The sequence below is a fragment of the Actinophytocola sp. genome, from assembly GCF_035942955.1.
In the GTDB taxonomy this organism is placed as follows: Bacteria; Actinomycetota; Actinomycetes; order Mycobacteriales; family Pseudonocardiaceae; genus DASYTH01.
The window spans coordinates 1-12,696 of sequence record NZ_DASZCQ010000125.1; the positions used below are offsets into that span (position 1 = coordinate 1).

Below are 12,696 nucleotides of genomic sequence, written 5' to 3' on the forward strand. Positions count from 1 at the left end.
CCCGATGGGCGCGCCCTGGTGCCGCCCGAGGCTCACTGTCAAGGGCCGCGGCCCCCGCCACTGCGAACCCACCGACCACCGCCGCGGTCGCGCAGCGATTGCGGCAAACCCACCAACCACCCCACCCCGCCCCGCGATCGCGGAGCGACGCCGAAGGCGCCCTTGACAGTGAGAGGCGGCGCCACACAATGCGCGCCGCCGCACACTTTCCACCCGGCCGAAGCAAACCCAAGGCCCGCACCGCGCGCGCCACGCCCGCACCGCGCCACGCCGCACCGCGCGCACCATGGGCGGCCCGCCCGGCCACGCCCCAGCCGGGCGGGCCGCCCCGTTCCTCCGTGCTACTGACCCCGGCTCGTCGGGTCGACCCGGGCGAACGTGAGCAGGTCGGTCATGGTGAAGTCGCTGCCGACCGGCTGGTTCGGGTCGCGGCGCGGCAGGGTCGGCCGCCAGTTCGGGTTGGTGGCCAGGTACGACGTGGGGTCGAGCTGCAGCAGCCCGATGAAGACCTCGCCCACGATCCTGGCGCCGACCCCGGCCAGCCGCTGGCCGCCGGCAAGGAGCTCGGCCTCCTTGAGGATGTAGTACCACAGCGGGGTGCTGCTCGGCAGGCCGTGCGCGAACTGCTGCAGCTCCGGGAAGTTTTGCGCCCACAGCGGCTGGATGCCCATCGCCTGGGCGATGGCCTGGCCGCTGGGGATCGACCAGGTGATGTGGCGCAGGAGGTTGCGTTGCGCCAGCGAGGTCGGCGCGTCCCGGCTGGGGATCGCCGCCAGCGGCAGGTTGAACAGCGGGGTGGAGATCTTGGTGTCGATCCGCTTGGCGTTGCGGACGTGCTGGGTCTGGTCCCCGCCGAAGTCGAAGAACGTCTGCCAGCCGATGAACCGGCGCCGGGCCCGCGCGCCGCCGCGCAGGTCGACCGGGTCGGCCTGGCCCTCGCCGGCCGGGTCGAAGATGAACCCGAAGAAGGCCGGGGCGCCGGTCGCCGGGTTGCCGCCGGGGTCGCCCTGGAGGTTGGCCCGGTAGGAGGGCCGGACCATGCTGTGCCCGAACCGGTAGCAGGCGCCCTGGAACTCGACCGGGATGAACTGCTGGCCGGCCGCCGGGCGGTAGATTCGCCGGCCGTTGCGCAGGATGTCGTCGACCACCGCCTGGCCGATCATCGCCGGCAGGAACTGGTGCACGACGATCCACTGGTAGTGCCAGCGGACCAGCTGCTGCGCGGCGGCGAACACGTTGGTCTGCCCCTGCCCGCGCAGGCGGTCGACCACGCGGTTGTGGAACAGCAGGAACGCCGCGTGCATGCCGGCGATCATCAGGTTCTCGTCGTTGCGCGGGTCGGCGATGATCGCCGTGCCGTTCGACTGCCGCGGCAGGTCCTCGAACAGGCCGCCGCTGTCCACCCGGAACTTGTCCCGGTCGGCCGAGTTGTAGAGCTGCGGGTCGACGGCCGGCCCGCGACCGTAGACCGAGTCGAGGTCCAGCGCCGGGGTCCGGGTGTTCGGCGAGTTCTCCGGCGCGGTCACCACGCCGAGCGGCGAGGTCTGGTCGAAGGTCACGTCGTGGTCGATGAACTGGCCGAGGAACGTCATGCCCGCGGTGTGCGCGGGGTTGTCCAGGTTGTTCGGGGACAGCCCCGGTTCGGTGATCAGCCGGACCGGCCCCACCTCCAGCGGGTCCCTGGCGTCGATGACCCCGCCGCGCTGCCCCATCGCCATCAGCGCCGGACGCAGACCGGACGCGTTGAAGTCGGCGAAGCCCGGCAGCGCGAAGATCCTGCCGAACCGGTCGGGGCTGGTGGCCAGGCCGCCGGCGGCATCGGTGATGACATTCGCCAAGGCCTCGGCGGGGGCCAGCGCCACCGCGCCGGCGCTCGCCGTCAGTCCGGCCAGGAAACCTCGGCGGCTCAATGCATTCTCAGTTTTGCCGGTTGTGGACATCAGTGCCGACCTCCTCGTCGACATGAGGGGTGACCGGAAATTTGGAACCAGTCAATTGTGTGGATCACCCGGCTATCGCATCAACCGGACTTATGGGTGCGCTAGATACCAGTTTCCACTAGTGGAGAGCCGTCAAGGCGCATTGAGACACGCCAAATACGGCTCTCGTCGAATATGAATGAGAGCCGTATTTGGCGGCGTATTTTGTTAGACCACCGTGCAGGCGGCGCCGTTGAGCGTGAACGCGGTCGGCTCCGGGTTGGACCCGGTGTGGGTGCCGTTGAACCCGATCCCGACCGAGGTGTTCGGGTTGATGGTGCGGTTCCAGTCCACCGGGGTGGCGGTGACGTTGGCGCTACCCGCCGCCTGGGTCCAGGTGGCGTTCCAACCCTGGCTCACCCGCTGGCCGGAGGCGAAGCTGAACGCAAGCGTCCAGCCGTTGACCGCCGCCGTGCCGGTGTTGGTGATCGTCAGGTTGGCGGTGAACCCGTCGGAACCCGTGCCCCAGTTGTTGGCGCTGTAGGCCACCTGGCAGGGGCCGGTGCCACCGCCACCTTCCTGGGTGGTGAACGTGGCCGTCCCCGACGGGTTGGACAGGTTGCCGGCGCCGTCCCGGGCCCGCACGACGACCGTGTACTGGGTTGCCGGCGTCAGGTTGGTCAACGCCGCCGAGTTCGTCGTCGTCTGGGTGAGCAACGTGTCCGTCGTGCCCTGCCGCCGGTAGACGTTGTACCCGGCGAGCCCGCTGCCGCCGGTGTCGGTCGACGCCGTCCAGGACAGGCTGGCGCTGTTCGACGTCACCCCGGAGACCGTCGGTGTGCCGGGCGTCGTCGGGGGTGTGGTGTCGCCGCCGCCACCGGGACCCAATGCGTCATGGACCGCGGTGTACGCCGGCTTCGGATTGTAGTTGTTGTCGTACAGCAGGGCGCAGCACTCGTTGGGGAAGGTGCCCGGCACCCAGGAGAACTTGTCGGTGAAGCCCCAGAACGTGATCTGGTTGCACCGTGCGCCGACGCCCAGGCACGCCTGGACCATCTGACGGAAGTAGGTGGCCTGCGTGTTGCGCTTGGTGGCGTCCTCCGGGTTCGGCATGCGCACGTCCAGTTCGGTGATCTTCACGTTCAGACCGAGGTTGGCGAACCGCTGGAAGTTCGCCTGAACCTGGCTGGGGAAGCTGAACTGGATGGCCAGGTGGCCCTGGAAGCCGACGCAGTCGATCGGCACGCCGCGCTGGAGCAGCCGTTGCACCAGGGCGAACATGCCGTTGCTCTTGGCGCCCATGCCGTCGGTGTTGAAGTCGTTGATGCACAGCTCGGCGTCCGGGTCGGCGGCGTTGGCAGCCTGGAACGCCCGGTCGATGTACTGCTCACCGACGCCGGAGTTGTTGAGCCAGAACGACTGCCGCAGCGAGCCGTCCTCGTTCAGCGCCTCGTTGACCACGTCCCACGACCGGACGCTGTTCTCGTAGCGGTTGACCACCGTGGTGATGTGGTTGTTCATGGCGTTCAACATGGCCGTGCCCGAAAGGCCCTGCACCCAGCCGGGGGTCTGGCTGTGCCACACCAGCGTGTGGCCGTGGATCTGCTGGTTGTTGGCCTGCGCCGCGGCCACGACCTGGTCGGCGCCACCGAAGGTGAACTGGTTCGGGTTCGGCTCGGTGGACTCCCACTTCATCGCGTTCTCGGCGGTGACGATGTTGAACTCGCGGGCGCCGACGGTGCGGTACATCGCGTCGCTGCCCTGCGCTTCGAGGCCGAGCGCGTAGCCGATGAACCGGCTGCCGGCGTGGTTACGGAGGGGGTCGGCCTGCGCGGGGCCCGAGAGAACGACGAGACCGAGCATGCTGAGCAACGCGCAAATTGCCGCAGCGAGCAATTTCCTTCTCATGAAGCCACCTAATCTGTTCTTGAGGAGAGAGATGGCTTTGCCCGTCCGCTCGAGCGCCGAACTCGAGCGGACGGGTCATGAGCAGCCATCCCTAACCGGTTGTGCACTGGGTGTTGTTCACGGTGAAACTCGTTGGCGGTGGGTTGCTGCCGGCCCACGTGCCGCTGAACCCGATCTGGACCGAGGTGCCGGCCGAGATCGTCCTGTTGAAGTCCACATTGGTCGCCGTCACATTGGCGCTACCGGCTGGCTGGTTCCAGTTCGCACTCCATCCGTTGGTGATTCGTTGGCTACTCGGGAAGGTGAACGCCAGCGTCCACCCATTGATCGCGGTGCTGCCCGTGTTGGCAATCGTGACGTTGCCGTTGAAGCCGCCCGGCCACTGGTCGACCCGGTAGGTCACCCGGCATCCGGCGCCCGGCGGCGGCGTGGTCGTCGTCGTGGTCGTTGTCGTCGTTGTCGTGGTGGTGGTGGTGGTGGTGCTCGTGGTCGTGGTCGTCGTGGTGGTGGGCGGCTGGCCGGACGGGTCGGCGTAGAGCACGCCGCGGCCGTTGGTGCCGAGGTACACCCGCCCGTAGATCCGGGGGTCGCCGGTGATGGCCTCGCCCATGTTCCCGTACTGGTGCGCGTTGTCGTTGATCCGCACCCAGGCCGCGGCGGCGTTGTCCGAGCGGAACACGCCCTCCACACCGTCCACAGTGGCCACCGCGTAGAGCGCCGGGTAGGTCTGGTTCGGCGCCGCCCGGCCGAAGCCGATGTTGCGGGCGGAGGTCACGGTGGACACCCGGGTGAAGCTCGTGCCGGAGTTGGTCGAGTGGAACAGGCCGGTGTCACCGGCCAGCCAGATGTCGCCCTCCCGGCCGGGGACCGCCTTGAACTTCGCGGTGCTCGGCAGCCCGGTCTGCACGGTGGCGGTGAAGCTCTGCCCGCCGTTGGTGCTGACGTAGAACCGGCCGCCGTCGAACCCATAGAACTTGTTGGGGTTGACCCGGTCCGACTCGACGATCGAGTTGGTGGGCAGGCCCTGGGCCTGGGTCCACGAGTTGCCGAACCCGACGGAGAAGACCGGGGTCTGGTTGCGCGGCGCCCAGACGAACCGGCTGCCGTCCGCGGCCGCGGCCACCGTGCCGCCCTCGTTGATGCCACCCGGTTCGCTGCCCTGGAACCAGTTCGCGCCGCCGTCGGTGGAGAACGCCACGTGGCTGTCGTTGGGCCGGTCGGCATCGGCGAAGTTGCCGGCCCGCACCATCACGCTCGGGTTGGTCTCGGCGTAGTCGAGGCTGGACGTCGTGGTGAAGTACGGCGAGACGAACGTCCGCGCCGGCACGGCGTCCAGGTTGTTGTGCCGGAACCCGCCGACGTCACCGAGCCCGGAGATCAGCGGCGCGCCGGACGGCGGGCTGATCAGGTCGAGCACCGCGGTCTCCTCGAGACCCGCGACCATCGGCCGGATCGTCACGGTGCCGCCGGTGTCGAACGTGGTCAGGTTGGTGCTGCCGTAGATGGTGGCGCCGGTGCCGTACATGAACCGGTTGGAGTTGAACGGGTCGATCTCCAGCGCCTGGGTCATCCAGCCCAGCTTCGGCGAGACCTCCGGCGGCGCCGGGTTGGTGTTGGGACCGAAGTTCAGCCATGGCACCGCGGTGATGTCCATCGTGTAGCGGTTGGCGCGGGTCGGGTAGCTCGGCACGTCCCAGAGCCGCTGCCAGGTCGCCCCGCTGTCGGTGCTGCGGAAGATCCAGGTGTCCGGCCACCACGAGCTGTAGCCGGTGACCATGAGCGTGCCGGGCCGCTGCCGGTCGAGGCTGAGCCCGGCGTGCCCGTAGTAGGGCGCGGTGTTGCCGAGCGGCGGCGGCGGGGTGACGTTGGTCCACGCCCCGGTCGCGGTGGCGTAGCGCCACACCTGACCGTTGGTGCCGTCGTACGGGCCGCCGTTGTTGCTGGTCGTGATGAACAGGTAGCCGTTGACCGGATCCAGCTCACCCTGCTGCGCCATGAAACCGGTCGGCTGGCCCGCCACGCGCTCCCAGGTGGAACCGCCGTTGGTGGACCGGTAGACCGTGTTGTTCAGGTCGGCGACGCCGACGTAGATGGTCTGCGTGGTGTTGCCCGCCGTGCCGGTGCGCGGGTCGAAGGTCACCCACACCACACCCGGCTGGTGGGACAGGTAGCCGTTCGGGTCGGCCGGGTCCTGCGCCCAGTTGCCGGCGTTGGGGAAGCTGGTGACGCGCGCCCAGGTGGCGCCGAAGTCGGTGCTGCGCCACAACCCGTTGCCGTTGGGCGCTCCGAAGTAGACGGTGCTGTTCCGGTTCGGGTCGACCGCGAGCCGCTCGCCCATGCCCCGGCCGGGCATGTTGCCGCCCAGCTTGAACGGAAGCGTCGTGATCTGCCAGCTGTCACCCTTGTTGGTGGAGCGCAGGATGGCTCCGTTATTGGGATCCCAGCTGTTGGTGTACATGCCGACCGCCGCGTAGACCCGGTTGGTCTGCACCGGGTCGGTGGCGATGCTGTGCACGCCGTTGTAGCCCCAGTTGCTCCAGCCCGCCCAGTCGAGCAGCGGGACCCAGCGCTGGGTGCTCTCGTTCCAGCGGTAGGCGCCGCCGATGTCGGTGCGCGCGTAGATCAGGTTGCGCTCGGTGGGATTGAAGACGATGCCGGGCACGAAACCGCCGCCGGCGATCTGCACGTTGCGCCACGTATATTGCTGCTCGGGCGCGGCGATGCCGATGTCGGTCGCCGCCGGCGCGGTCTGGGCCGCCCCCTGGACGGCCACGACAACCGCACCGGCGACGACCATCCCGGCCAGCGCATGGGCTAGCTTCCTCATCAGGTCGGCCCTCCGTTTGTGGATTGCTGCTGATCCACGTTAAGTACGATGCCCGTGGATAATTACGGACAACGTGTGAAGTATTCTGGTCGGCCCACCTCCCTACGCGGGGTCACACGGGTTGCCATTGATGGTAAACACCACCGGCGCCGGATTCTGTCCGCTATGCGTACCGTTGAACCCAATTCCGACGGACGCGTTCGGCGCGAGGTTTCTATTCCAGTCCAGCGGCGTCGCGGTGACCTCCGCGCTGCCGGCGGCCTGCGTCCAGGTGGCGTTCCAGCCCTGGCTCACCCGCTGACCGGCCGCGAAGCTGAACGCCAGGGTCCACCCGGACAGCGTGCTCGACCCGGTGTTCGTGATCGTCACATTCCCGGTGAACCCATTCGAGCCGCCCCAATTGCTCGCCTGGTAACCGACCCGGCACGTCCCGCTGCCGGGCAATGTCGTGAACGACACCGCCGCCGAGGGCGTGGAAAGATTTCCGGCGCCGTCCCGGGCCCGCACGTACACCTGGTACGCGGTATTCGGCGACAATCCGGTCAGCGTCGCCGAATTCGTGGTGGGCTGGGCGAGAACCGAATCGCTGGCGCCCTGCTCGCGGAAGACGGTGTAGCCGGCAAGGCCGCTGCCGCCGGTGTCGGTCGACGCCGCCCACGACAGGCTCGCCGCGGTCGACGTCACGTTGCTGACGCTCGGCGTGCCTGGCGGCGTCGGCGGCGTGTTGTCGCCGCCCCCGCCGCCGAGCTGCTGCGCCGCGGTGGACAGCAGCGTCGCCGTCGCCGACGGGGTGACGACCCGAAAGCCGTCGAAGTCCGGGTAGAGCTGGCCGTCGTCCTGGATCCCGGTGAGGATCCAGAACATCCACCCGTCCCCGCCGTTGGCCCGGACCGCGTTGGTCCACGCGGTGTACGTGGCGTCCCGTGTGGACTGATCGGAGGTGCCGAACTCCTCGAGCACCTCGGGCTTGCCGAGCGTGGCGCCGGCCGCGTTGTGGTCGTTGATCCACCCGGTGCCCCAGTCCTGCGCCGGGGACTGGCCCCAGGCCTGCGGGTACAGGTGGTAGGTGCCGAAGTCGATGTTCGGCAGCGCGGTCAGCCGGGCGTGGTCGACGCCGTCGGTGACGTTGTACGGCCAGCTGCCCGGGGTGCCGCCGATGCCGGGGTGGAAGCCCTCGTCACCCACCGACACCATGTGGTTGGGGTCCAGGCTCTTGATGTAGGTGGACATCTCGTCCGCCCAGCCGACCAGCGTGTCCGCGGTGCAGGTGCCCGAGGTGGGCAGGCTGGCGTTGATGCACCGCGGCTCGTTGCCGAGCTCCCAGGAGAAGACCGCCGGGTCGTTCTTGTACGGCACGCCGGTGATCGTGTTGGTGCGGTTGACGATCGCCGCGATCCAGTCCTTGTAGTTCTGCTTGATCCGGGCGTCGGTGTAGAACTGGTCGTGGAACTGCAGGCCGTACCAGGTGACGTACTGGTCCATGCCGCCGAAGTCCCGCCAGTTGTTGACGAACGGCAGGATCAGCTTGACGCCGAGCGCGTTCGCCCTTGCCAGCATGTAGTCCAGCTTCTGCAACCCGTTCGGGCCGGTGTTGATCTCCGGCCGGCCCAGCGCGTTGCTCCACCGCTGCGTCCACACGTCGGAGCCCCCTGAGCAACCGCCGGCCGAGTTCGGCTTGTCACCACCGCACTCCAGCGACGTCCAGGCCCGGATCACCTTGAGGTTCATGGTGACCGCGTCGCTGAACACGTCGTCGACCATGAGCTGCGACTTGTAGTGCAGGTAGTAGTTGTTGGTGCCGCCGAACCGGAACGGCTGCCCGCCGAGGTCGAAACCGGCGCCGTTCCTCGTGACGAACACCGGACCGGCCGCGGCCGGCGCAGCGGCGACCACCGGCATGGTCACCGCGATCAATACCGCGGCCAGCCCGGCGACGAGCGCCTTTGCTCGTGTACCGTCCACTGTCGACCCCTACGCGAACTGGCACGCCGCGCCGTTGAGCGTGATGCTCGCCGGCCGGGCGTTGGAGCCGCTGTAGGTGGCGTTGAATCCGAGGCCGGTGAGCGTGGCGCCCGCGGCTATCGTGCGGTTGTAGTCGAGGTTCCTGGCGGTGACGCTGCCGCTGCCGGCCGGCTGGTCCCAGATGGCGCCCCAGCCGTTGGTGATCCGCTGGTTGCCGCCGAACGTGAACGCCAGCGTCCAGCCGTTGATCGCCGCCGTTCCGCCGTTGGTGACCGCCAGGTTCATGGACATCCCGCTGCCCCAGTCGTTGCCGCCCCAGGTGACCCGGCAAGAGGTCGGCGGCGGTGGGGTCGTCGTCGTGGTGGTCGTCGTGGTCGTGGTCGTGGTCCTGGTCGAGCTCGTCGGCTGGATGTCGGTGCCGAGCAGGTACGGGTTGAGGATGTTCTGCTTGTCCTGGTTGACCGTGGTCCAGTCGTCGTTGAGGATCCCGCCGGTGTCACCGGAGTTGGGGTTCCACGACCAGAACGTGAAGCTGATCCCGCCCACCCCGGTTCCGGTGTAGGCCATCAGGTTCGTCAGCCAGACCCGGTCCCGCGGATCGCGCAGCGTCGTGCCGAACTCGCCGAGCAGCACCGGCGCGACGTTGTTCTTGTGCAGGTAGCCCCACATCCGGTCCCAGATCGCCGGCATGTTGTTGGGGAAGCTGGGATCGTCGAACCACGGCTGCGGGAAAACCGAGGTGGCGTAGTCGTGTGCCGAGTAGACCAGCCGGTTGGCCACGTTGAGCCGGACCGGGAACTGCGCCGCGCCCTGCAGGTTCCCGCCCCACCAGTAGCCGTCGTTGTTGAAGTTGTCGATACCCTCCACGATGATCAGCCAGTTCGGGTTGATCGCGAGGATCGCGTTGCCGGCCCGCTCGGCGGCCAGCCGCCAGTCGGTGGTCATGCTGCCGGTGCCCCACGTTGACCCGCCGCCGCCCTGGATGCCGTGCGGCTCGTTGTGCAGGTCGGCGCCGATCACCGTGGTGTTGCCGTTGTACCGCCGGGCCAGCATCTGCCAGTCGCTGATCCACCGGCTCTCCGGGTACTGGCTGGTGTACCACAGCGCGGACTGCGCGCCGGAGTCTGGCCGGTGCCGGTCCAGCACGACCTTCATGCCGATCTGGCCGGCGTACTCGATGATCCGGTCCATGATCTGCACCCCGGACAGCCCCTGCAGGTCCGGGTTGAGGTCGAACCGGATGCTGTTCGGCGTGCTGCCGGCATCGAAGAGCTGGTTGGAGAACGGCAGCCGAAGCGTGTTGTACTTCAGGCTCTTCATCTGGTCGAGCATGTCCCGGTAGCCGCGCGCCCAGAGCCCGTGCGGGGTGTAGTTCGCCGTCTCGAGGCCGAACCAGTTGATCCCCGTCATCCGCACCGGCTGGTTGTTCGCGTCCAGCAGCTGCCGGCCGTTGGTGTGCCAGTACCCGGCGCCCGCCGCGGCCGCCGGCTGGGTGGCGCTGAACAACGGCACCAGCACCAGCAGAAGCAGCGCGGGCAGCATGGCCACCAGTGCGTTACGTCGTTTCATGGCAGGGATCTCCTCGCTAGCTGCAGGGTTGGCCGTTGAGGGTGAAGCCGGCCGGCGCCGGGTTCGTTCCGGTGTGCGTGCCGTTGAACCCGATGTTCACCGAGCCGTTCGGCGGTATCGGCTGGCTGCCGGTCGCGGACACGTTGCCGCTGCCCGACGGCTGGGCCCAGGTCGCGTTCCAGCCGGCCGCGACGCGCTGCCCGGCGATGTAGGCGAAGGCCAACGTCCATCCACTCGGGACGGTCGTGGTGCCGGTGTTGAGGATCGTGATGCTGGCGGTGAACCCGTCCGACCCGGTGCCCCAGTTGGTGGCCTGGTAGGTCACCTGGCAGGCCGTGGTCGCGCAGGCCGGCGTGGTGAACGACAGCGTGGCCGAGTTGGCCGACGGGTTGCCGGCGCCGTCCCTGGCCCGCACGTAGACCTGGTAGATCGTCGACGGGGTGAGCCCGGTCAGCGTGATCCGGTTGGTCGCCGTCTGCCCGATCAGCACGCCCGGGCCCGGCGCCCCGACCACCCGGTAGACCTCGTATCCGGCGAGCCCGCTGCCGCCGGAGTCGGTCGCCGCCGGCCAGGAGATCGTCGCCGAGGTGCACGTGAGGCCGTCCAGCACCGGGGCGCCGGGCTGCGTGGGCGGCGTGGTGTCGTCGACCGGAGGCGGCCCCTCCCCCGGCGGGTTACCCCAGATCCTGGTGCTGCCGGCGAACAGCTCCATGTTCTGCACGGTCACCGGGGTGGCGCCGGGCGTCTTGGCGACGTCCTGATAGGACCAGTCGTTGGTCGGGTCCCAGGCGCCTGTGCTCGCGATCCGGAACTGGATCTCCCTGCGGTGCGGGGACTGACCGGCCGGGCTGATCGCCTGCCCGGCACAGCTGACCGTGACGTAGTAGACGTTGCCCGAGAACTGGGTCGGCCCGGTCGGCGGCGAGCACTGGTTGAAGTTCGCGGTCAGCGTGATCTGGCTCGGTGTCGTGCCCCCGTCCAGCGTGAAGTAGTAGCGGAACGAGCCGTTGGACAGGATCCGGGCCGGCCACGCGGACCGGTTGAACACCATGGTCTTGATCTCGGTGAAGTTGCTGCCGGTGGCGTTGACCGAGGCCGCGAGGTAGATCTCCGGGCCGTCCGGCGTCTCGGCCACCGGGAAGTTCGCCAGCGGCGTGCCGCCGAACTCGGCGTACATCCGCGCCAGCGCGCCGGTGAACGCCGCGTTGTAGTCGGTGGCCACCTCGTTCATCACGAAGTCCTGCCGGCTGTCGGTGTAGGCGTCGTTGGGATCGGGCGGCCCGCCGACCAGCGCGCCGTAGAGGATGTGCCGGCTGTTCACCGGTTCGGCGATGTTGTCCGACCAGGAGCCGTGCGCCGTGCGGTGGTGCGGGTTGCGCGGTGGGTTGGCGCCGAAACCGACCACATAGGACGAGTTGCGCGGGTTCTCGCCGAGCGCGTAGTTGATCTGCCGGACGGCGAAGTCGTGGTAGCGCTGCTTGCGGGTGGCGTCGGTGAGCCAGTCGCTGTACACGAACGCGGCGAACGCGGTGTTGGCCGCGTAGCGCAGCGAGCCCCACCGGTCCAGCACCGCCTGCCCGCCCGGGGAGTAGCGGACCCGCTGGCCGTTGACGCCGACGGTCCAGAAGTCCAGCCACCGGTTGGCGTCGTCGATGTACTTCTGCTTGCCGGTGAGCCTGGCCAGCAGGATGTACGTGCCGAACGACTTGTCGTCCCAGGCGATCGTCCACTTGTACGGCCGGAACCCGGTGCCCTGCTCGGTCGGCAGCCGGTCGTACTCGGCCTCCGCCTTGGCCAGGTACGCGGCCTCACCGGTGGCCCGGTGCAGCCAGACCGCGCCCCACACCAGCTCATCCTGGAACCCGCTCCACGAGTTGTAGAACCCGCTGGCGTCGGTGATGCACTCGGAGTACTTGCGCCGCACGGAGTCGGCGAACGTGTAGAGCTGCCTGGCATGCGAGACCAGGGTGTTCGCGTAGGTCGGATCGGTCTGGCGGAACACCATCGAGCTGGCCGCCATGGCCGCCGCGGTCTCCCCGGCCAGGTCCGAGCCGCCGCACGTCGCGTCGATCCGGTACGCCGGCCGGGCCATCGGCATCGCCTCGGCCGGGCCCCACCAGGCGTGGTCCTGCCCGCCGTTGCCGACCTGTCCGTAAAGGACGTTGGCCGAGGGATGCGCCTTGATGAAGTAGTCGTTGACGAACCGCAGGTTGTTCAGCAGGTGGGTGAGCTGGCCCGCCTGGCTGTACGCCGAGCGGTACTCGATCGCGCCCCAGGCCAGCATGGTGGCCGAGGCGGCCATCGGGAAGCCGAACTTCACGTGGTCGCCCGCGTCGAACCAGCCGCCCCGCAGGTCCACCGTGGACCCGCCGTCGGACATCGCGGAGTCGCCGCGCCAGCTCACCCGGCTCCACGAGGGCTTCGGCCCGGCCTGCTGCGCCTCGTAGAACCAGATGGACTTCTGCAACGCCTCGGCGTAGTTGAACACCGCGGCGTGGGGGGGGGGGGGGG

The 12,696-nt window shown here is 68.8% G+C and carries 6 protein-coding genes; all 6 read right to left on the reverse strand.

Annotated features, from left to right (window positions below):
* Nucleotides 1–341: 341 nt before the first annotated feature.
* The gene (locus VGX25_RS12250) at nucleotides 342–1,910 is read right to left on the reverse strand and encodes a heme peroxidase family protein (RefSeq protein ID WP_326917791.1); all 1,569 of its coding nucleotides are present in this window, start codon (nucleotides 1,908–1,910) and stop codon (nucleotides 342–344) included.
* A gap of 237 nt (nucleotides 1,911–2,147) precedes the next feature.
* Nucleotides 2,148–3,827, reverse strand: coding sequence for an endo-1,4-beta-xylanase (locus tag VGX25_RS12255; protein ID WP_326917792.1), 1,680 nt, complete (start codon nucleotides 3,825–3,827; stop codon nucleotides 2,148–2,150).
* Between the two features lie 91 nt (nucleotides 3,828–3,918).
* Nucleotides 3,919–6,654, reverse strand: a complete 2,736-nt coding sequence (locus VGX25_RS12260; protein WP_326917794.1) for a cellulose binding domain-containing protein — start codon at nucleotides 6,652–6,654, stop codon at nucleotides 3,919–3,921.
* A gap of 102 nt (nucleotides 6,655–6,756) precedes the next feature.
* Complete coding sequence (locus VGX25_RS12265) at nucleotides 6,757–8,616, reverse strand: cellulose binding domain-containing protein (protein ID WP_326917795.1); 1,860 nt, start codon at nucleotides 8,614–8,616, stop codon at nucleotides 6,757–6,759.
* Nucleotides 8,617–8,625: 9 nt separating this feature from the next.
* Nucleotides 8,626–10,185 carry a cellulase family glycosylhydrolase gene (locus tag VGX25_RS12270; protein WP_326917796.1) on the reverse strand — a complete coding sequence of 520 codons (1,560 nt, stop codon included), beginning with the start codon at nucleotides 10,183–10,185 and terminating at the stop codon, nucleotides 8,626–8,628.
* A 16-nt stretch (nucleotides 10,186–10,201) separates the two neighbouring features.
* Nucleotides 10,202–12,696, reverse strand: a 2,495-nt coding sequence (locus VGX25_RS12275) for a glycoside hydrolase family 9 protein (protein ID WP_326917797.1), incomplete at its 5' end; no start/stop codon positions are given.

What these genes read in the sequence shown, in the direction of transcription:
- VGX25_RS12255 (WP_326917792.1), bottom strand. Translation starts at nt 3,827, where the DNA reads ATGAGAAGGAAATTGCTCGCTGCGGCAATTTGCGCGTTGCTCAGCATG.
- VGX25_RS12260 (WP_326917794.1), bottom strand. Translation starts at nt 6,654, where the DNA reads ATGAGGAAGCTAGCCCATGCGCTGGCCGGGATGGTCGTCGCCGGTGCG.
- VGX25_RS12270 (WP_326917796.1), bottom strand. Translation starts at nt 10,185, where the DNA reads ATGAAACGACGTAACGCACTGGTGGCCATGCTGCCCGCGCTGCTTCTG.